Genomic DNA, 21982 nt, shown 5'->3' with positions numbered 1-21982 from the left:
TCAATTTATATAATTTGTTCGCTAGTTTTTCCAAATCTTCTTTCTCTTTTTTGATAACTTATTAATGCTTTATTCAGTTCTTCTTCATTGAAGTCTGGCCAGAGTACATCTGTAAAATAAAATTCAGCATAAGCAATTTGCCATAATAGAAAATTACTTATTCTGTGTTCGCCACTTGTTCTTATTAATAAGTCAACATCTGGCATATTCTGTGTGTAAAGATGCTGATTTATAATTGATTCTTCAATAGCATCTACTGAAATTATATTATTTTTAACTTTTTCAGAAATTATTTTAACAGCATTTATGATTTCATCTCTTGCACCATAACTTAACGCAAGGGTTAAAGTCATTCTATTATTTGATTGTGTTTTTTTAATAACTTCAACTAATTCTTTTTTTACTCCTTTGGGTAAAGTGTCTAAATTTCCAATCGCATTTAGTTTGATGTTATTATTTTGTAATGTTTTTAATTCTTTTTTTAAACTACTAACTAATAATTTCATTAACGTATCTACTTCCATTTTTGGTCGGTTCCAATTTTCTGTTGAAAAAGCATATAGTGTTAAAAATTCAATACCTAATTTGGCGCAGTTTTCAACGGTTTGTTTCACAGATTTAGTTCCTTTTTCATGACCAAATACCCGCAACATTCCTTGATTTTTTGCCCAACGACCATTGCCATCCATGATAATGGCTAAGTGTTTCGGTAAATTATTTTTATCTATTTCTTTTTCCATTCTATTGATGTGCGCAAAAACAGGGGTTTTTACCAAAAGTGTAAGTTAGTGTAATCCCAGTAAAAATATACCAATCATTATTATTTAAATTACCAAATTTTAAGGTTTCAAAATTTTTATTTTTTGGATTACTTCCGTCTAAATTATCAGTAAATGTATATCTCGCTCCACTTTCTAATCCAATAACTAAATGATTTGTTAATTTCGATTTTATTCCAACTATCATAGGTATAGCAAACGCATAATGTTGATAATCTAATTTACTTTTTGTGTCTATTACATAAATTTCATTAAAAATAAATGCTGATATACCTGAATACACATAAGGTGTAAAGGTATAATCAGATTCATGTAAATCAAAATTCAAAAAATTAAATTCCAAGCCTGCAGATAGTTCTTTGATATTGTTTTTTATTTCGAAACCTCTATATTTTCTATTAGGGGCATTACTTTCCATATCTTTTGCTGTAATGGATGCCATTTTATATGAAAAACGCCAAGCATGTCTCGTGCTTTTATTCCATTTATATAAAACACCAAACGCCATATCATTTGGAGAAAAATACTCTGGTTTTCCAACATCGCCAATATAATTACTACCACCCACAAAAACACCTAATTCGTGAATTTGTCCGAATGAAGTGATGCAGAATAATAAGCCAATTGTATTTAATAAAAATCTTTTCATTTTTTTAATAGTTTGCAAATATAATAATATTGATGTACTAACCATCTTAAACTAAGTTTTTTTGATGATTAACTTCATGTAATAACGCAAAAAAATGAAAATTCGTGTATTAATTCCTTTTGTCTTCTCCCCAAAGAAGTTTTTTGCGGATTGTTCTTAAGAAACCTTCTTCTGGAAATTCGATTATTGAAATATGAAAATCTGATTTCTTAATAGTTAAAGTAGTTTCGTTAGAAACTGAAGTTATTCTGGAGTCCAACGACACCAAATATTGTTCTTCTCTGCCTTTTATTTTTAAAGTTAATTCTGAATCGTCAGGAATTATTAAGGGTCTTGCAGTTAAATTATGAGGGGCTATGGGAGTAATTACAAAACAATTTGATGTAGGCATAATTACGGGTCCTCCACAACTAAGCGAATACCCTGTGGAACCCGTAGGAGTAGATATTATTAAGCCATCGGCCCAATACGAATTTAAATACTCATTATTTATATAGGTTTCTATTGTAATCATAGAAGTCGTATCTTTTCTAGAAACTGTAATTTCGTTTAATGCAAAATTAAGGTCTTCTAAATCTACATTTTCAGGATGCGCATGTAAACTAACTAATGTTCTTTTCGAGATAGAAAAATCATTCGCTACTACACGGGTTAATAGTTTTTGGATATTTTCTTCTTGAATTGTTGCTAAAAACCCCAATCTTCCGGCGTTTATTCCAATAATTGGTAAATTATAATTTCTTACAAAAGTGGCAGCTCGTAAAATAGTTCCATCGCCTCCTATGCTAATCAAGTAATCAAAATTATCTTTCAAACACTCATGTGAATCAAATGTTGGATATTTTAATGCTATTGCTTTATTTTCAAGTAACTTGTCGTAAAATTTTTTATAAAAACAAATTTCAATATTATTTTGTTCTAAAAACGCCACCACTTTTTCTACTATAGAATGGGTGTTATTTTGATAATATTGACCAAATACAGCTATTTTCATTTGTGAATTTTTATATATTTAAGTATTTGTTTAAATAATCTGATCGATCTTTTAAATCGGCAAGATAAGCATCTTCTTGATTTTCAGATAAAATAGTATAATTATACCGTCTAAAAGTTTGTATGATTTCGTTAAAATTATTTTGCGAAATTTTTAATGTAATTTCCGTTTTTGTTCCTAAATTATTTGAAATAAAAACACCTAATAGTTTAGCATCGTTACTTTCTACAATTTGACAAATTTGACTAAACGTAAAATCAACAGTTTCTTTTTCAATAATAATAGTACTACCGTCTTCTTTTACAAATGTGGTTTCGTTAAAAAAATGAAGCACGTCGTCAAGTTCATAAAAACCTAAATAATTATTTTTATCGTCTAGTACGGGTAAAAGATTGGTATTATTTTTTGAAAATTCTTCTAAAACATCAAACCAATTCATATTGTTTCGAACAAAAAAACGAGCTAAATTATATTTATGATCAAGTATAACGTCAGAACTTGTAAAAAGATCTGTATCTTCTTTGGATATAGAACCTAAAAAAACATCTTGTTCTAAAATTGGGAAATGAGTATATGCTACATCCAAAAATAAATCTGCAGCAACAGCAACAGTAGTAATAACCTGAAGCGCTTTATATTGATTGTTTATAAAATCTGTAATTTTATCCATGTATCTAATTTCAAAACTATTGCAAATTAAGTAAAAAATACAAATTAGTCTATTTTTGTTTGTAATTTTGTACAAATTAAACACAAATATGACAAAGTTATCGGTTAATATTAATAAAATTGCCACCTTAAGAAATGCAAGAGGTGGTAATGTTCCTGATTTGTTGCAAGTTGCAAAAGATATTCAAAAATTTGGTGCCCATGGGATTACCATTCATCCCCGTCCAGACGAGAGACATATTACCTATCAAGACGCACGCGATTTAAAAAATGTGGTGCATACAGAATATAATATTGAAGGTAATCCGCAACATAATTTCATTGATTTAGTTTTAGAATGCCAACCCGATCAGGTAACTTTAGTTCCTGATGCTATTGGAGCAATTACCTCAAATGCTGGTTGGGACACCATAAAATACCAGGATTATCTGACAGAAGTTATTCAAGAATTTTATCGCAATGGAATTAGAACATCTATTTTTGTTGATGCGAATGAAAGTATGGTTGAAGGCGCCAAAAAAACAGGTGCAGATAGAATTGAATTATATACTGAAAGCTTTGCGTATCAATACGGTTTAGGCAATAAAACAGCTATTGAACCCTTTATAAAAGCGGCAATTAAGGCAAATGAAATGGGTTTAGGAATTAATGCTGGGCACGATTTGAGTCTGGACAACATTAAATTTTTCAAAGACAATATCCCAAATTTATTAGAAGTTTCTATTGGTCATGCCTTGATTTCGGAATCTTTATATTTGGGATTGGATAATGTAGTGAATATGTATTTGAACAAGTTGAAGGGTTAATGGTTAAAGATGAAATACTATTTAAATAAATAGCTTTATTTTAAATTATTCATAAACTTATTCCTTTTAAACTTTTAAACCAAAAAAAATGTTGTACTCAAAAATAGAAGGCGAGGGAAAACCATTTTTAATTATTCATGGTTTTTTAGGAATGTCTGACAATTGGAAAACGTTGGGCTTGCAATTTGCGCAATTGGGTTTTCAAATTCATTTGTTAGATATGCGAAATCATGGTAAAAGTTTTCATTCAGAAGAGTTTAATTATGAAATCATGGTGGAAGATGTAAAGACCTATATAGATTTTCATAATTTACAAGATATTACATTGTTAGGACATTCAATGGGTGGAAAAATTGCAATGTTATTTGCAACTCTTTATCCGGAAGTTGTTGAAAAATTAATAATTGCTGATATTAGCCCAAAATATTATGCACCACATCATCAAAGTATTCTAGCCGCGTTGAACGCTGTTGATTTTTCTAAAAAGCCAAGTAGAGGAGAAGTTGATGAAATTATTACAAAACATATTTCAGATTTTGGCACAAAACAATTCTTATTAAAAAACTTATATTGGAAAACGCCTGAAAAACTAGCTTTCCGATTTAATTTAGCGGTTTTCAATATTAAAATTTCCGAAATAGGAATGGCACTTCCGTTTGAAAATCATTTTAATAAACCAGTATTGTTTCTTCGAGGAGGAAAATCAGATTATATTTTAGATGCTGATTTTGAAACTATTTTGCATCATTTTCCAATGGCCGTAATAAAAACAATACCGAATGCAGGACATTGGTTGCATGCAGAAAATCCTGCAACATTTTATTGCGAAGTTGAAAAATTTGTATAACAAATATTATGTATGCATAATATTTTTATTAAAAAAATTGTCAATTTCATAAATAATGTTAATTTTGAATCAATTATATAAATAAATACTAACTAAATTTTAATTATGAGAAAATTATTTTCTTTATCATTACTAACCTTAGCTTCTGTGTCTATGTTCGCAGGAGGGTATAGAGTTTCTATACAAGGTCAGAAACAATTGGCGATGGGACATACCGGAGTTGCAGTTGTAAATAGTGCAGAAGTGGCGTTTTTCAACCCTGCAGGAATGTCATTTTTAGACAAAAAATTCAACTTATCAGTGGGTGGAAACGCTCTATTAGCTAAAACAAGATTTCAAAGTTCTCAGTTTAATCAAACGGCAGCAACAGATAATATGGGTACACCATTTAGTTTGTATGCTACTTATAAAATTAATGATTGGGTTTCTGCAGGTTTAGCTGTTTATACACCTTATGGTTCTTCTGTAGCTTGGGATCAAGATTGGGCAGGAGCACATTTGGTAAACAACATTGATTTAGCAGCTATTTTTATACAACCAACGGTTTCGTTTAAAGTAGGGGATGTTTTTAGTATTGGTGGAGGACCAATTTTTGTACAAGGAAGTGTAAACTTCAACAGAAATTTAACACCAAATCCAGTTTTATCAAACAAAGGAAGTGGAACAGACGTTACTTTAGATGCAAAAGGAATTTCAGCAACTGGATATAATGTAGGTATGATGTTCAAATTGACTAAAAAAGTTACTTTAGGTATGGATTACCGTTCTGAAATTATTATGGAAGCAAGAGGTGGTTCAGCAGAATTTGCAGATGTACCAACAATTGCAGCCACTTCATTTACTAATACTACTTTTAATGCAGATTTACCACTACCAGCTGAATTTACCACAGGTATTTCATACAAAGCTTCAGACAAATGGTTATTTGCCTTTGATTACAACTATACAAAATGGAGTGTTTATAAATCTTTAGATGTTGATTTCTTTAATGGTTTACCGCGTTCTGAAAATCCAAGAAATTACAAAGATGTAAGTGCTTATCGTTTTGGAGCACAATATAAAGCATCTGATAAATTTACCGTAAGAGGAGGGTATTATATTGATGAAAGCCCGGTTCAAAAAGGTTACTTCGCACCAGAAACTCCTCGTAACGATTCTGTAGGATATACAGGAGGATTTACGTATCAAGTAAATAGTAAGTTAGGAATTGACATGTCCTTCTTATATTTACATTTTGATGAAGTTAATAATTCTTACGATTATTTTGATGACCCAACTACAAATACAGGGCTAACTTCTTTCGGAGGTACTTATAAATCATCTGTATTTTCACCAGGTATTGGTATAACATACGGTTTCTAATTTAAAAAAATTATCAAAAATGAAAAATAAATTTATACTAGTAGCAGCTTTAGCAATTGGTTTTGCTGGTTGTGAACCAGAATTTGAAAATGAAGTAAATGCTGATTACACTTCTGGTGAAGCAGATTTTACAAGATATGTAGCAGTTGGTAACTCACTTACTGCTGGTTACATGGACGGAACGGTTTGTAGAGTAGGACAAACCTATTCTTACCCAAATTTATTAGCACAACAATTTGCTTTAGTAGGTGGAGGTGAATTTACACAGCCTTCTTATGCAGAAGATGTAAATAATTTAGGCGGTATTTTAGGAGTACCTGGTTTTGGTACAAGATTGGTAATAGATGCTGCTCAAGGTCGTCCAGAGCCAATTGCAGGAACATCAACAATTACTTTAACACCTCAAGCTAAGGCTTATAATAATATGGGCGTACCAGGTGCAAAATCATTTCATTTAGGATTTCCAGGATATGGGGCTTTAAACCCATATTTTGCCAGACATGCTACATCGCCTACGGCTACAGTTTTAGGTGATGCCATGACCAAAAACCCAACGTTTTTTACCAATTGGATTGGTTCAAACGATGTGTTAGCGTATGCAACTGCAGGTGGAGCACAAGCAGATGGCGTAACACCAGCGACGGATCATAATGCAACTGGAAATTTAAACCCGGCTACTTATGGTTTTAATGATATTACAAATAGTGGTGTTTTCAATAACGTGTACACGAATATTATTAACACGTTAACAGCAAACGGAGCAAAAGGAGTAGTATGTACGATTCCTAGTGTAACTTCTATTCCTTATTTTACTACCGTACCTTATGCGCCTCTTTCACCAACAGCTTTAGGGGGTGCTGCAAATATTACTGCACTAAACAGTCAATTATATGGACCATTAGATGCAATATTTACAGCATATGGTGAGCCAAATCGTATAAATGCGTTAACAGCTACTGCAGCAAATCCAATTTTAATTAATGATGCTGACGCTACAGATAGAAGTGCGCAAATTACAGGAGCATTAACTCCATCACTTGGTGCTGCTACAGCAGCAGCATTTGGAGCTGTTTTTGGTAAAGCACGTCAAGCAACTGCTGATGATTTAGTAGTTTTAACAGCTTCTTCAGTAATTGGAACACCAAATTCAGCTGCTCCAGCAGGTATTAATATTAATGGAGTTACATTTCCAATGGCTAACAAATGGGTATTAACCGCAACTGAAAAAGCAAGAGTTGCAGCTGCTACTTCAGCGTATAACAATTCAATTATAGCTATTGCTGCTTCTAAAAATTTAGCTGTGGCGGAAATGAATGCAGTTATGAACAAATTAATTACAGGTTTACAAATTGAAACCAATTCCATTTATACAGCTAACTATTTCAGTGGTTCTGGTACAGAAGGACAAGTATTGTTTTCTTTAGATGGTGTGCATCCAAATGCACGTGGTTATGCGGTAATTGCAAATGAATTTATCAAAACAATCAACGCAAAATACAAATCAAATTTACCATTACACAATCCTACTTATTTCCCAGGTATCAGTATTTTACCAACGAACTAAGCTAGTTTTTAAATAATTTCTAAATAGGCATCATTTTGATGCCTATTTTTTTAAATTTACACCCTAAAGAAACATGTATAAATCAATTGTATTATAATGAAAAACTACTTTATAAAATTACTGATTTCAACTTTTTTAATACTTAGCATTTCGTATTTTTTAAAAATTGAAATCACCAACTATTCGGCAGCCATATTTATGGCTGTTGCTTTATCATTTTTAAATACCTTTTTAAAACCGATATTAAAAATTCTTGCCATTCCTGTAACCATTATGTCCTTGGGTTTGTTTCTATTGGTTATTAATACCAGTATTGTAAAAATCGCCGATTATTTAATTGATGGAATTACTATGACATTCTTACAGGCGCTAGTTTTTAGTGTTTTACTATCGGTAAGTCAATATATTTTAAATAAAATTTTCACAGAAAAAAATAATAAGTAGTTGTAAAATTCTATAAATTAAAAACTTGTATGGGTTGCAAAAATTATATAATTTTGCAACCCATATTTATACTTCAAAAAATCAAAAAATGAACATTAGAAAAGAACACATTGACGCATTAAACGCCGTTGTAAAAATTACAATTGGTAAATATGAATATACTGAAAAAATTGAAAATTTTTTAGAAGTAAAAAGAAAAACAGCTACAATACCAGGTTTTAGAAAAGGAAAAACACCAATGGATGTGGTGAGAAAACAGTTTGAAAAACCAGCAATCATTGAAGAAGTTACTGCCCTAGTTAACAAAGCGTTAAAAGATTATATAGCTAAAGAAAAATTAGATTTGTTAGGTAACGCCTTACCTCGTATCAACGAAAACTTTGATTGGAAAGCAGAAGAATTGGTTTTTGAATACGAATTAGGTTTAGCACCTGAATTCTCTGTAGATTTAGCAAGAGCGTCAGGCGTAACGAGATATAAAATTATTGCAGATGATACCTTATTAAACGAACAAGTTGAAAGAATTCAAAAGCAGTACGGTAAAATTTTAACGGAAACGGAAGTAAAAAAAGGTTTTGAAATAAACGGAACCTTTACCAACGAAGAAAAAAATATCAGCAATCAAGCGTTAATTAGTTTAGATGTTTTTGCAGACGCGAAAACAGGTAAACAATTTATTGGAAAAAAAGTGGGCGATGTAATTACATTAAAAACGAAAGGTTTGTTTAATGACGACCACCAATTAATGGATTATTTAAAAGTAGCTCACGATAACGTTCACGGTTTAGATATTGAAGTGAATTTTACTATTGATGCCATTCAATCTATTGAAAAAGCGGAAATTAATGACGAATTATTTGCAAAATTATTTCCAAACGGAGAGGTAACAACTTTAGAAGGATTAAAAGCAAAAATTAAAGAAGATGCAGAACAACAATTCGTGCAGCAAGCCGATCAACAGTTTTTAAATGATGTAACTGAGGCCTTATTAGAAACTACTCAATTTGATTTACCAGAAACCTTCTTAAAAAAATGGATTCAAACTATTGGTGAAACCCCTTTAACTCCTGAACAAGCAGAAGCGGAATTTGCAAAATCAGAAAGAGGATTGCGTTATCAATTAATCGAATCTAAAATTTTTATTCAACATAATTTACAAGTTAGATTTGAAGAATTAAAAGATTTTACTTCAGGATTAATCAGACAACAAATGGCACAATTTGGTCAAGCTAATGCAACAGATGCAGAAGTAGACGGAATTGTTTCAAGAGTAATGTCGAATCAAGAAGAAATTAAACGTATATCAGACCAAGTTTTGAGTTTAAAAATGATCGACTTGTACAAAACAAGTGTAAAAGCTACTGAAAAAGAAGTGAACTACCAAGATTTTGTTAAAGCGATGTACGGCGAAATGTAATATTCATAAAAATTAGTATATTTGAACGTCAAATCATTTTGGTTTGACGTTTTTATATTTAAAATCATAACCTTTTAAATACAATTTAAAATGAACTACGGAAAAGAATTTAAAAAATTTGCCACAAAAAAACACGGAGTAAACAGTTTGTATTACGATAAATTAGTAGGCAGTTTAACACCATATATTATTGAAGAACGCCAATTAAATATCTCTCAATTAGACGTGTTTTCTCGTTTAATGATGGACAGAATCATCTTTATGGGAACCGGTGTAGACGATTATATGGCCAATATTATCCAAGCGCAATTGCTTTTTTTAGAAAGTGTAGATGCTTCTAAAGACATTCAAATTTATATTAATTCACCAGGGGGAAGTGTATATGCCGGTTTAGGTATTTATGATACTATGCAATATATTAAACCTGATGTAGCTACAATTTGTACAGGAATGGCAGCATCCATGGGTGCCGTTTTATTGTGTGCAGGTGCAGAAGGAAAACGTTCGGCACTACCACATTCACGTGTCATGATTCACCAACCTTCTGGAGGTGCTTCTGGTGTGGCTACTGATATGGAAATTAACTTAAGAGAAATGCTGAAATTGAAAGATGAATTGTATCAAATTATCTCATCACATTCAAAACAACCTATTGAAAAAGTATTTAAAGATAGCGAACGCGACTATTGGATGATTGCCGATGAAGCAAAAGAATACGGAATGATTGATGAAGTATTGAGAAGATAAATTTGAGTGATTAGTAAAAAGTGATAAGCTATTTACTATTTACTAATTACTTTTTACTAGAAAAAAATGGCAAAAGAAGAATTAGAATGTTCGTTTTGTGGTAGAAAAAAGCCAGAAACAAGTTTATTAATTGCAGGTATAGATTCGCATATTTGCGAAAAATGTATTGAGCAAGCACACGGAATTGTATTAGAAGAGCTAAAAGGAACATTAGATTCAGAAGCTTTTGGCGATTTAGTATTGCGTAAACCAAAAGAAATAAATGCTTTTTTAAACGAATATGTTATTGGTCAAGAACAAACCAAGAAAGTATTAAGCGTTGCCGTGTACAATCACTACAAAAGATTGTTGCAAAAAGTTACTAATGACGATGTAGAAATTGAAAAAAGTAACATTTTAATTGTAGGGCAAACCGGTACAGGAAAAACATTAGTAGCCAAAACCATTGCAAAAATGTTAAATGTACCTTTAGCGATAGTGGATGCGACTATTTTAACCGAAGCAGGATATGTAGGAGAAGATGTAGAAAGTATTTTAACCCGTTTGCTACAAGCGGCAGATTATGATGTAGCTAAAGCGGAAAGAGGTATTGTTTTTATTGATGAAATTGATAAAATTGCTCGTAAAAGTGACAACCCTTCAATCACTCGTGATGTTTCTGGAGAAGGTGTACAACAAGCCTTGTTAAAATTATTGGAAGGATCTGTAGTAAATGTGCCACCAAAAGGAGGAAGAAAACATCCAGATCAAAAATTTGTTGAGGTGAATACGCAGAACATTTTATTTATTGCAGGTGGTGCTTTTGATGGTATCGAACGCATCATTTCTAAACGTTTAAACCGTCAAGCGATGGGATTTAGTGCGTCAAAAGATTTAGATAAAGTAGATGCTGATAATTTATTGCAATATATTATTCCTCGTGATGTTAAAGAATTCGGATTAATTCCGGAAATAATTGGGCGTATGCCGGTTTTATCGCATATGGATCCGTTGGATGCAAAAACGTTACGTGCCATTTTAACAGAGCCTAAAAACGCTTTAATAAAACAATATCAGAAATTATTTGAAATGGATGAAGTTGCCTTTACCATAGACGATGATGCATTAGATTTTATTGTAGAAAAAGCGTTGGAATATAAATTAGGCGCTCGTGGATTACGTAGTTTATGTGAAGCCATTTTAACCGATGCTATGTACGAATTACCAAGCTCGGAAGACAAACAATTACAAGTAACTAAAACGTATGCTGAAAATACATTAAGCAAAAATTTATTACAACGATTGGAAATTGCTTCGTAAACTTGAAGCTCATTAAAAAAAAGCTCAAAAATCTAGGTTTTTGAGCTTTTATATTTCTAGTAAAACCATATTATGTACCTTTTTTATTTTCTGGAAATAAATTAATCAAATTTTTTATCAATTTTTATAAAATACGTTACGTCATAATTTTAAAATGTATCCAATACTAAAATCATTTTCTATTGTTTACTTTATTTAAACAGTTAAAAGTTACAACTCCTTCAATTCTTCTAAATAGTCTCTTGAATTAGATAGTCTTGGAATTTTGTGTTGGCCGCCTAATTTATCTTTCTTTTTCAGCCAATCGTAAAATAAATGCGCTCTAGCTACAGTTAATACCAGTGGGTTTAACGTCATATTGTTAAATCGTTTGGCTTCGTAGTCGGAATTTACTTGTTGTAAATTTTTATCTAAAAGTTCGGAAAATGCAGCGCTACTTGCAGGGTGTTTTTTAAATTCAATTAGCCATTCATGCCCGCCTTTTTCTTTTCCTTGCATAAAAATAGGCGCCACGGTGTAGTCAACAATTTCGCACTGTAAGGTTTTACATGTTTTTGCTAAAGCCGTATCGGTGTTTTCTACCATTACTTCTTCTCCAAAAACATTAATATGGTGCTTGGTTCTGCCTGTAACTACTATTCTGGAAGGATTTATTGAAGTAAATCGTATCGTATCGCCAATTAAATAACGCCACAAACCAGAATTAGTAGTAATAACTAAAGCATAATTTTTATTAACTTCTACGTCACGCAATGGAATTACCTTTTGGTTGTCTTTACCAAATGTATCCATCGGAATAAATTCGTAAAAAATACCATAATCTAACATTAAAAGTAATTCGTTAGAATCATTTCGGTCTTGCAAGGCAAAAAATCCTTCCGAGGCATTATAAATTTCGTAATATTTAAAATCGTCTTTAGGGAACAAGTTTTTGTATTGTTCTTTATAAGGTTCAAAACTTACTCCACCATGAAAATAGACTTCTAAATTAGGCCAAATTTCTAAAATATTAGCTTTTTTGTTTTCCTCTAGTGTTTTGTTTAATAACACCATCATCCAACTCGGAACTCCAGCTAAACTGGTTACGTTTTCTATACTACTTTCCTTAATAATGGCTGGTAATTTGGTTTCCCAATTACTCATTAACGAAGTTTTATTGCTAGGTGTAGAGCTAAATTCTGCCCACATGGGCATGTTGTCAATCAATATGGCAGATAAATCGCCAAAAAAGGTGTTGTTGTTTTCGTACAATTCTTTACTACCACCCAAACGCAAACTTTTACCAGTAAATAGTTGCGAATTTTCGTTATTATTTAAATACATACAAAGCAAATCTTTACTGGCTTTGTAGTGATTGTTTTCCAACGCTTCTCCACTTACGGGAATAAATTTGCTCTTTGCATTAGTAGTGCCACTTGATTTCGCAAAATATTTAATTGTAGAGTTCCAAAATATATTTTGTGCGCCTTGTCGGGTTTGTTCCAAAAAAGGTGCTAATTCTTCATAAGTAGAAACGGGAATTCTTTCATTAAAAGTTTGATAATTTTTGATGCTGCTGTAGTCGTATTTTTTTCCAAGAACGGTGTTTTCTGCCGATTTTAATAAACCAAATAATAATTCTTCTTGTACTTCCATAGGATATTTAATAAACAATTCAATTTGATGAATACGTTTTTTTAAAATCCAAGAGGCAATAGAATTTATTATCGGTAATGGCATTTGAGTACTGGTATTTTTATAACTTTACCAAAAATAATAATTTTTATATCAATTACAATTTTTATGACAACATTTGAAGGAACATTAACAAAGATGGAAACCGAAATAGGTGCGCCCATACAATATTACTTAATTTTTGATTCCAATTTTATCAATGTCAATCAGTTAATTAATAAAGATATAGAAATTGCTCATACAGGGTATCAGTGTTTAAATTGCAAGAAAGCTAAAAAAATATGGCGACAAGGATTTTGTTATGATTGCTTTTCTACTATTCCCGATGCTGCAGATTGGATTATGAAACCTGAACTCAGTACCGCGCATTTAGATATTGAAGATAGAGATTTAGACTATGAAAAACGAGTGCAATTGCAACCTCATATTGTATATTTAGCCCTATCCAGTGAAGTTAAAGTAGGGGTAACCCGAAACACGCAAGTGCCTACTCGTTGGATAGACCAAGGTGCGGTTCAGGCGATTCCTGTTTTAGAAACACCTAACAGATATTTGGCAGGAATTGCTGAGGTGGCTTTAAAAAATCATTTTGCAGACAAGACCAATTGGCAAAAAATGTTGAAAAATGAAGTACCTGTTACCAATTTATTTGAAGAAAAAAGCAAGTTAAAACAATGGCTACCAGAAGAAACCAAGCCCTATTTTATTGAAGAAGACCATTTATACAAAATGGATTTTCCGGTGCAAACGTATCCGTTAAAAGTAACCAGTTTGAATTTAGAAAAAACACCCAATTTTTCTGGAAAAGTAGTGGGAATTAAAGGTCAATACTTAATTTTTGAAGACGGTACGGTTTTTAATGTTCGCACCTACGAAGGCTTTGTGGTGAGTTTGAAGTTTTAAAAACGATATTCAACACCAACACCAAGAATTTGTTTTAATTGCACTCTTGGTCCTTCCGTGATTTGAACACCAGCAACTTCTCGTTTGTTTTTAATGTCGTTATCATAAATAAGATGACTACCAATATTGGCTTTTATATATTTATTTACAATCATTTCTAGGCTAACTTGCCAATCAATATCAATATTGCCAAAATCTTTTAAATAATCGGTGTATAAAGTTGCTCTAGTGTCTAAATTGATGTTCGTCATAATTTTTCTTTTGTACTGACTAGATATTAAAGCCCCTAATTCTGTTCGATGACGTTTTCCTTTTTTAAGAATTTCAGTGCCGGTTTCATCATAAATAGCTTTTTCTACTCCAAATGCGCCTTCGTTTGCTAATCGGCTATCTAAAACCAAAGTTGTTTTGTTGGTTATTGGAGACAAATATACTGTTAAACCTAAATCTTTTCGGGTATATTCGGCTCCAATTCCTAAGAAAATATAAGCGGGAGCAAAAGGTTTTGAAATGGCTTTGCTTACATTTGGATAACTATATCCGTTAGAAAACTGAGTTAAAAAGCTAAATTTTGCACCATAAAACCACTTGTTAATCGTGTCTCTTCTGTATCCAATTGTGGAGTTTAAGTTAATTTGATCGTCTGTTTTTCTAAGATCTTGGGCTTCTTGTTTGTTAATTCCATAACGTACCACAAGTTCATTATTCCATTTCATGTTATCACGAATATAATTTCTAATGAAATTTCCTTTTGCCAAACCAGAAATAGAATTATTTCCACCTGCAGACCAATTTACAAAGCTAATTTGTGTAAAATCTAACCCTACTTTATTTCCCTTTTTCCAATTTGATGTAGTATCTATTTTTTCTGTTCTCACAATTTGTGAAAAAGATTTGGTTGCAAAAAAAAGAAGTGCGATAAAAAGTTTAAGGTTTCTACTCATGATTTATTTCAGTAAATAATTGGGTTAAGCTTAATGTGTCTAATTTAGTTTGTTCTAATAGTTGTTTTACGGTGCCGTGTTCTATGAAAACATCTGCCATGCCACGATTTATAATTTTGTTTTTAAAATTATTTTCCGCTGCAAAGGTATTTATTATGCTTCCTAATCCACCATTAATAACACCTTCTTCAACAGTGATAATAATTTTATGTTCTTTAAAAATGTTAATTAATTTTTCTTCATCTAATGGCTTTACCCAACCTACATGAAAATGCGAAAAATCTTCCATTATTGCAAGGGTATCAATAGCTTTAAAAACAGTATTTCCAATAGTTCCCGTTGATAAAACTGCTATTTTAGTTCCTTTTTTTAAGGTTTCTATTTTTCCAATTTCAATCTTAGAAAAAGGTTGTTTCCAAGCTACAATTTCGCCTTTTCCTCTTGGATATCTAATCGCAATTGGATGATTTAATCCTAACGAAGCAGTATATAAAATATTGCGTAAATCAATTTCATTACGTGGCGCGTAAATCATTATGTTTGGAATGCAATTAAGATAAGCCAAATCAAATAAACCATGATGTGTAGCGCCGTCTTCCCCTACAAATCCAGCTCGGTCTAAACAAAAAATTACAGGTAAATTTTGTATCGCTACATCATGAATCACCTGGTCATACGCCCGTTGTAAAAAAGTGGAGTAAATATTGCAAAATACCGTTAATCCTTGAGTAGCCATTCCAGCAGCTAAGGTTACGGCATGTTGTTCGGCAATTCCTACATCAAAAGCGCGTTCAGGAAACGCATCCATCATATATTTTAAGGAACTCCCTGAAGGCATAGCTGGTGTAATGCCTACAATTTTTTTATTTTCTATAGCCAATTCCACTAGTGTGTGCCCAAAAACGTCCTGAAATTTTGGAGCCAAATTTTCATTTTCAGATTTTATGATTTTTCCAGTTAATTTATCAAATTTTCCTGGCGCGTGAAATTGCAACTGATTTTCTTCAGCATAAGATAATCCTTTGCCTTTTGTGGTAATAATATGTAAAAATTTTGGCCCTTTAACTTTTTGTAATCGTTTTAATTCTGACAGTAATTTTGGTAAATCATGCCCATCAATCGGACCAGAATAATCAAAATTTAACGATTTTATTATGTTGTTATCTTTCGGATTTTTGCCTTCTTTAACCGCGGTTAAGTAATCTTTTAATGCGCCAACGCTTGGGTCAATTCCCATGGCATTGTCATTTAAAATGACTAATAAATTGGCATCGGTAACTCCAGCATGGTTTAATCCTTCAAATGCCATTCCGCTGGCTATAGAAGCATCGCCAATTACCGCAATATGTTGTTTTTCGGTATCGCCATTAATTTTGGAAGCAATTGCCATTCCTAAAGCAGCAGAAATAGAAGTGGAGGAATGTCCCACTCCAAACGCGTCATAAATACTTTCACTACGTTTAGGAAAACCAGAAATACCATCAATTTCTCTATATTTATGAAAAATTTCGCGTCTTTCCGTTAAAATTTTGTGACCATACGCTTGGTGTCCTACATCCCAAACTAACAAATCGTTTGGTGTGTCAAACACATAATGCAAGGCAACGGTTAATTCTATTACACCCAAACTGGCGCCTAAATGCCCTTCTTTTTGAGAAACTATATCGATGATAAATTCTCTAAGTTCATTGGCTACTTGCGGTAACTGACTTTCAGAAAGTTTCCGTAAATCAATTGGTGTCGTAATATGTGAAAGTAAATTTTCCATTTGTACTGCAAAAATACAATAATGTTTGTAAATTTGATTAATATATAATTGTAAGAAACTTGGAAACTATTTTTACCGACGAATATTTTATGAAAAAAGCACTTCAGGAAGCTGAAATGGCATTTGAAAAAGACGAAATTCCTGTGGGTGCTGTTATTGTAGTAAACAACACAATTATAGCCAGAACACATAATTTAACCGAGCTTTTACATGATGTAACCGCGCATGCCGAAATGCAAGCCATTACGAGTGCAGCCAATTTTTTAGGTGGAAAATATTTAAAAGGTTGCACGCTTTATGTTACTTTAGAACCTTGCCAGATGTGTGCCGGAGCTTTGTATTGGAGTCAGATTTCTAAAATTGTATTTGGTGCAACAGATTCAAAAAGAGGTTATAAAACATTAAGCACACAAATTCATCCAAAAACAGAAGTGGTTTCTGGAATTTTAGAAAAGGAATGTGCGGAATTAATGACAAATTTTTTTCAGAAAAAGAGATAGTTTTATTACGCAGAGATACGCAAAGTTGACACTAAGCTTCACAAAATATTAAGTTGATAATTTTTTATAAATAAAAAAACCGCTATTCTTTCGAGTAGCGGTTTTGGTTTTTATAAAATTTCTTTTCCTTGGTTATCAAAGAAATGATATTCTAAGTACGTGTAAGCGTCACGAGGTATAATTTTCACCCATTTCTTATGTTCAAAAAACCATTTTGAACGTAAGGATGGAAAACCTTTTGTAAGGTATGCGGCCACAAATGGATGTACGTTAAGTACTACTTTTTTATGGTCTTTAATAATGCTTTCAAGATTAGCTTCTATTTTGTCAATAATTAAAATGGCTGCTTCAACCTGTCCGTTTTCGTTCGGGTTTTCTTCATTCGTTTCAATATTAACTTCAGGTCTAACTCTTTGTCTAGTAATTTGAACCAATCCAAATTTACTAGGAGGCAAGATTTTATGCTTCGCCTTATCGTCACTCATTTCTTCTCGTAAGAAATCGAATAATACTTTTCTATTGTCTGGATTTTGCATATCTATAAAATCGACAACAATAATTCCTCCCATATCTCTTAGTCGTAATTGACGTGCAATTTCAGCTGCAGCAATCATATTTACTTCCATGGCAGTATCTTCTTGGTTGGTGGCTTTATTTGATCTATTGCCAGAATTTACATCAATAACATGTAAAGCTTCTGTATGTTCAATAATTAAATACGCCCCTTTACTCATAGAAACTGATTTTCCAAAAGAGGTTTTTATTTGTCTTTCTATATTATACTTCTCAAATAGAGGTAAATCTTTCGACTGATAGTGTTTTACGATAGACGCTTTATCCGGAGCTATTTCTTGCAAATACTCCTTCGTTTTTAAATACAAATCTTCATCATCTACTTGAATACTCGTAAAAGTATCGTTAAAAATATCTCTAAGCATTGAAGAAGATTTTGTTAATTCTCCTAATACTTTTGAGGGATGATGGGCGGTTTGTAGTTTTTTGCACATGCTAGTCCAACGGTCTAACAGTGTTTCTACATCTTTTTCAATCTCAGTTGTTTTTCTGCCTTCGGCTACTGTTCTCACAATAACACCAAATCCCTTTGGTTTTATAGATTGTAGTAATTTTTTTAGACGATCTTTTTCTGCTCGGTCTCCAATTTTTTGCGAAATGGAAACTCGGTCTGAAAAGGGAACTAAAACTACATATCTTCCTGCTAAAGAAATCTCAGAACTAATTCTTGGTCCTTTTGTGGAGATAGGCTCTTTAACTACTTGAACTAAAATCGACTGATTGGCGCTTAATGTGTCCATTATAGTGCCATCTTTGCTAATTTCTGGTTCAAAAGGGAAATTTTTGAGTGAATAATCTTTTATTTTACCTGCGCTTACAAGTTTAATAAATTTCATCAAAGAACCTAAGTTTGGACCTAAATCATGATAATGCAAAAACGCATCTTTTTCATGACCTAAATGCACAAATGCGGCGTTTAGTCCAGCAACGGGCTTTCTTATTTTTGCAATAAAAATATCGCCAACCTGAAACTGATTGCTGTCGCCAGCCTCTTTTTCTTTGTGTAATTCAATTAGTTTTCCATCTTTTAATAAGGCAAAATCTACTGCGTCTGAACTAGATCTAATGATTAATTCTTTGTTCATGCTGTATCTTTTATATCCGAACATTTTGTTGTCGGTTGTCGGTTGTTGGTTACGAATTTGCAACTATCAACTATCAACTAGCAACTTATTGCTAGGATGGATTAAACAATTTAGGTAAAATACCCAATAAAATTATAATATAAATTGAGAATATCAAGTAATAAAATAATTCAAAATTCAATGAACGTTACTTCTTTTCTAAACAAAGAAAAGTAGTTTTTAGACTACTTTTTCTTTTTGTGACGGTTAGCTCTCGCTCTTTTTTTACGCTTGTGAGTAGCTACCTTATGTCTTTTTCTTTTTTTACCACTTGGCATAATGTGTAGTTTTTTTTGATTAATAAATAATATTATACAGTTACTTCTGTCTTTTCTTTTACGCTTTCAACAAAAATTTTTGCAGGTTTAAATGCTGGAATGTTGTGAGCCGGTATTTTGATTGTTGTGTTTTTTGAAATGTTTCTTCCTGTTTTTTCAGCTCTTGTTTTAACAATAAAACTTCCAAATCCTCTTAAGTAAACATTATCACCCGTTTCTAATGAATTTTTTACTTCTTCCATGAATGATTCTACAGTAGCTTGAACATCACCTTTTTCAAGACCTAATTTTTCTGAAATTTTTGCTACGATATCTGCTTTCGTCATTTTCTTGCGTGTTAAATTTTATGTGTATTTTTTTGAGTGTGCAAATATATGAATTAAAAAAATACAAATTCAAACATAATGAACTAAAATTTAACCAGATAAATGATTTATTTTTACAGCTTTAAATATTTATATGAATTTTTCAACTAAAATAATCTCATGGTACCAACAAAATCATAGAGATTTACCGTGGCGAAATACCAATGATGCCTACAAAATTTGGCTTTCAGAAATTATTTTGCAACAAACAAGAGTGAACCAAGGCTTACCATATTATATAAATTTCGTAACCGCATTTCCTACCGTAAATGATTTAGCAAATGCCGATGAACAAGAAATTTTGAAGCTTTGGCAAGGACTTGGATACTATTCTCGTGCCAGAAATTTACATTATACGGCTAAATTTGTAGTAGAAAACCATAATGGAATTTTTCCAACTACTTACGATGAACTACTAAAACTAAAAGGAATTGGAACGTATACCGCTGCAGCAATTGCCTCTTTTTCTGAAAACGAAGCGGTTGCAGTTGTTGATGGAAATGTTTTTAGAGTATTGTCGCGAGTTTTTAATGTGAATTATGACATTTCTCTGAACACAACTAAAAAATATTTTATTGAACTGGCTCAAAAATTACTTTCTATAACCAAACCTAATCTTCATAATCAAGCGATAATGGAATTTGGAGCCTTACAATGTGTGCCTAAAAATCCAAATTGTAAAGACTGTGTTTTTAATGACAGTTGTGAAGCATATAAACTTAAAATTGTTTCTGAATTGCCGGTAAAACTCAAAAAAAATAAGGTAACCAAACGCTTTTTGAATTACATATTACTTCATGATGCCTATGGGAATTACATAATGAATAAGAGAACTGAAAATGGGATTTGGAAAAATTTATATGAATTTCCATGTGTTGAATCTGAAAATGAAATGGGAGAACAAAAGTTGTTTCTTCACATAAAAGAAATCTACAACATTAAAAATTTTCAATATTATGATGCTTTAGATGTACTACATAAGTTATCACATCAGCATTTAAATATAAAATTTTACAGAATAGAAACCAAAGAAACACTGAAAAACAGCTATACTTTTTCAGAATTGAAGCAATTGCCTGTTCCAATTGTGTTGCATAATTTTATTGAAAAAATTGGTAAATAAATAATATTTAGTATTTTTGATAAAAACATATAAGCCATGAACGGTACTTTAAACAAGGTTATTCTAATAGGACACTTAGGTGACGAGGTAAAAATGCATTATTTTGATGCACAAAGTTGTATTGGAAGGTTTCCTTTAGCAACAAATGAAGTATATATTAACAAATCTACGGGTGAAAAAATAACTTCTACAGAATGGCATAATATTGTAGTGCGAAATAAAGCGGCAGAATTATGTGAAAAGTATCTTTCTAAAGGTGATAAAATATACATTGAGGGTAGAATAAAATCTCGTCAATGGACTGCGGAAGATGGTACTACTAAATATACTACTGAAATTCAAGTTACAGAATTTACGTTCTTAAACACAAAAAAAGATTCCGATTTATCTAAAGCACCTAGTTCAAATCCGCCAAGTTCAAAAGATGTCGATTTTGATTTGTTAGATTAATTTTTGTTTTAAATATAGAGAATAGAATATAGAGAATAGATTTAGATTGTTCTTTATTATTAAACACAAACAAATGAAAACTCGCCTTATTTTTAGCTTACTTAGTCTTTCTCTGCTTTCTTGTGGAGAGGATAAAATACCAAAGCCTACAGGACAATTAAGCTTAGAATACCCACCAGCAAAATACATGAAATTTTCTAATTCTTGTGGTTTTGATTTTGACAAAAACGAATTGGCTGAAGTAAAAGCCACCTCAAATTGTGGATTGGAAATTCATTATCCAAAAATGAAAGCAACAGTATATTTAACGTATAAACCTGTTCAAAATAATTTAGAGAAATTACTAATTGACGCTCAAAAATTAACCTACGAACACGCAATAAAAGCAAACGATATTGCAGAGCAGCCCTACATCAACTCAAATAGTAAAGTATACGGAATGTTTTATCAAGTTGGGGGAAATGCCGCAACAAATGCTCAATTTTACGCCACAGATAGTACTAAAAATTTTATTACGGCTAGTATGTATTTTTATTCCAAGCCAAATTTTGACTCCATACTTCCGGCAGCGGATTATATTAAAAATGACATGAAACAAATTATTGAATCTATTAAATGGAAATAGATTTTATTTTTTATAAAAATTAATATTAAAAATCTTTTCAATTTATTATATTTGGGACTATTTAACTTAATTATTCTC

22 protein-coding genes are annotated in these 21982 nt (G+C 31.7%); 13 read left to right on the top strand and 9 right to left on the bottom strand.

Annotation, left to right across the window (positions count from 1 at the left end):
• Positions 1-5 precede the first annotated feature (5 nt).
• From uppS to ABWP60_RS07225, 4 genes are all read right to left on the bottom strand, one after another.
• Entirely contained in the window at positions 6-740 is a 735-nt protein-coding gene (uppS, locus tag ABWP60_RS07240) for an undecaprenyl pyrophosphate synthase (protein ID WP_502904814.1), read from the bottom strand.
• A gap of 1 nt (position 741) precedes the next feature.
• A complete protein-coding gene (porG, locus tag ABWP60_RS07235; RefSeq protein ID WP_353150587.1) occupies positions 742-1428 on the bottom strand; it encodes a type IX secretion system protein PorG in 687 nt (228 codons plus the stop codon).
• A gap of 109 nt (positions 1429-1537) precedes the next feature.
• Complete coding sequence (locus tag ABWP60_RS07230; protein WP_353150584.1) at positions 1538-2422, bottom strand: NAD kinase; 885 nt, start codon at positions 2420-2422, stop codon at positions 1538-1540.
• A gap of 10 nt (positions 2423-2432) precedes the next feature.
• Entirely contained in the window at positions 2433-3092 is a 660-nt protein-coding gene (locus tag ABWP60_RS07225) for a CBS domain-containing protein (protein WP_353150581.1), read from the bottom strand.
• A gap of 88 nt (positions 3093-3180) precedes the next feature.
• On the opposite strand from ABWP60_RS07225, the gene ABWP60_RS07220 reads away from it, so the two are divergent.
• From ABWP60_RS07220 to clpX, 8 genes are all read left to right on the top strand, one after another.
• Positions 3181-3897, top strand: coding sequence for a pyridoxine 5'-phosphate synthase (locus tag ABWP60_RS07220; RefSeq protein ID WP_353150578.1), 717 nt, complete (start codon positions 3181-3183; stop codon positions 3895-3897).
• A gap of 88 nt (positions 3898-3985) precedes the next feature.
• A complete protein-coding gene (locus ABWP60_RS07215) occupies positions 3986-4744 on the top strand; it encodes an alpha/beta fold hydrolase (RefSeq protein ID WP_353150575.1) in 759 nt (252 codons plus the stop codon).
• Positions 4745-4849: 105 nt separating this feature from the next.
• On the top strand, positions 4850-6106 hold the full coding sequence (locus tag ABWP60_RS07210) for an OmpP1/FadL family transporter (protein ID WP_353150572.1): 1257 nt from the start codon (positions 4850-4852) through the stop codon (positions 6104-6106).
• A gap of 19 nt (positions 6107-6125) precedes the next feature.
• The gene (locus tag ABWP60_RS07205; RefSeq protein ID WP_353150569.1) at positions 6126-7670 is read left to right on the top strand and encodes an SGNH/GDSL hydrolase family protein; all 1545 of its coding nucleotides are present in this window, start codon (positions 6126-6128) and stop codon (positions 7668-7670) included.
• Positions 7671-7766: 96 nt separating this feature from the next.
• Positions 7767-8114, top strand: coding sequence for a phage holin family protein (locus ABWP60_RS07200; RefSeq protein WP_353150566.1), 348 nt, complete (start codon positions 7767-7769; stop codon positions 8112-8114).
• An 88-nt stretch (positions 8115-8202) separates the two neighbouring features.
• Positions 8203-9531: a trigger factor gene (locus tag ABWP60_RS07195; protein WP_353150564.1), complete on the top strand. Its 1329-nt coding sequence runs from the start codon at positions 8203-8205 to the stop codon at positions 9529-9531.
• Positions 9532-9621: 90 nt separating this feature from the next.
• Complete coding sequence (gene clpP / locus ABWP60_RS07190) at positions 9622-10278, top strand: ATP-dependent Clp endopeptidase proteolytic subunit ClpP (RefSeq protein ID WP_291242415.1); 657 nt, start codon at positions 9622-9624, stop codon at positions 10276-10278.
• Between the two features lie 66 nt (positions 10279-10344).
• Positions 10345-11577 (top strand): ATP-dependent Clp protease ATP-binding subunit ClpX, encoded by a 1233-nt coding sequence (gene clpX, locus ABWP60_RS07185; RefSeq protein WP_353150561.1) that lies wholly within the window; start codon positions 10345-10347, stop codon positions 11575-11577.
• Between the two features lie 210 nt (positions 11578-11787).
• On the opposite strand, the gene ABWP60_RS07180 is transcribed toward clpX, so the two are convergent.
• Complete coding sequence (locus tag ABWP60_RS07180; protein WP_353150558.1) at positions 11788-13296, bottom strand: GH3 auxin-responsive promoter family protein; 1509 nt, start codon at positions 13294-13296, stop codon at positions 11788-11790.
• A gap of 63 nt (positions 13297-13359) precedes the next feature.
• Here ABWP60_RS07180 and ABWP60_RS07175 point away from each other — a divergent pair, with 63 nt between their 5' ends.
• Positions 13360-14154, top strand: a complete 795-nt coding sequence (locus tag ABWP60_RS07175) for a DUF2797 domain-containing protein (RefSeq protein WP_353150555.1) — start codon at positions 13360-13362, stop codon at positions 14152-14154.
• Here ABWP60_RS07175 and ABWP60_RS07170 read toward each other — a convergent pair.
• The gene (locus tag ABWP60_RS07170; RefSeq protein ID WP_353150552.1) at positions 14151-15098 is read right to left on the bottom strand and encodes a DUF3078 domain-containing protein; all 948 of its coding nucleotides are present in this window, start codon (positions 15096-15098) and stop codon (positions 14151-14153) included. The genes ABWP60_RS07175 and ABWP60_RS07170 overlap by 4 nt on opposite strands.
• On the bottom strand, positions 15091-16866 hold the full coding sequence (locus tag ABWP60_RS07165) for a 1-deoxy-D-xylulose-5-phosphate synthase (protein ID WP_353150549.1): 1776 nt from the start codon (positions 16864-16866) through the stop codon (positions 15091-15093). Before ABWP60_RS07165 ends, ABWP60_RS07170 begins: the two co-directional genes overlap by 8 nt.
• Positions 16867-16925: 59 nt before the next feature.
• On the opposite strand from ABWP60_RS07165, the gene ABWP60_RS07160 reads away from it, so the two are divergent.
• Entirely contained in the window at positions 16926-17366 is a 441-nt protein-coding gene (locus tag ABWP60_RS07160; RefSeq protein ID WP_353150548.1) for a nucleoside deaminase, read from the top strand.
• A gap of 110 nt (positions 17367-17476) precedes the next feature.
• Here the strand turns inward: ABWP60_RS07160 and ABWP60_RS07155 are convergent, their stop codons facing one another.
• Both ABWP60_RS07155 and ABWP60_RS07150 read right to left on the bottom strand, forming a co-directional pair.
• Positions 17477-19024: an Rne/Rng family ribonuclease gene (locus ABWP60_RS07155; RefSeq protein ID WP_353150546.1), complete on the bottom strand. Its 1548-nt coding sequence runs from the start codon at positions 19022-19024 to the stop codon at positions 17477-17479.
• Between the two features lie 349 nt (positions 19025-19373).
• Positions 19374-19667 carry an HU family DNA-binding protein gene (locus ABWP60_RS07150; protein WP_291242428.1) on the bottom strand — a complete coding sequence of 98 codons (294 nt, stop codon included), beginning with the start codon at positions 19665-19667 and terminating at the stop codon, positions 19374-19376.
• 133 nt (positions 19668-19800) lie between these two features.
• Here ABWP60_RS07150 and mutY point away from each other — a divergent pair, with 133 nt between their 5' ends.
• The 3 genes from mutY to gldD all read left to right on the top strand — a co-directional run bounded on the left by mutY (position 19801) and on the right by gldD (position 21904).
• Complete coding sequence (mutY, locus tag ABWP60_RS07145; RefSeq protein ID WP_353150544.1) at positions 19801-20829, top strand: A/G-specific adenine glycosylase; 1029 nt, start codon at positions 19801-19803, stop codon at positions 20827-20829.
• A gap of 36 nt (positions 20830-20865) precedes the next feature.
• Entirely contained in the window at positions 20866-21279 is a 414-nt protein-coding gene (locus ABWP60_RS07140; RefSeq protein WP_353150542.1) for a single-stranded DNA-binding protein, read from the top strand.
• Between the two features lie 73 nt (positions 21280-21352).
• Entirely contained in the window at positions 21353-21904 is a 552-nt protein-coding gene (gene gldD / locus ABWP60_RS07135; protein WP_353150540.1) for a gliding motility lipoprotein GldD, read from the top strand.
• Positions 21905-21982: the final 78 nt, after the last annotated feature.

It is taken from the genome of Flavobacterium sp. (assembly GCF_040402895.1).
Classification (GTDB): Bacteria; Bacteroidota; Bacteroidia; order Flavobacteriales; family Flavobacteriaceae; genus Flavobacterium.
The sequence above is the reverse complement of the archived record's forward strand: the minus strand, read 5'-3'. Positions and strand labels throughout refer to the sequence as shown.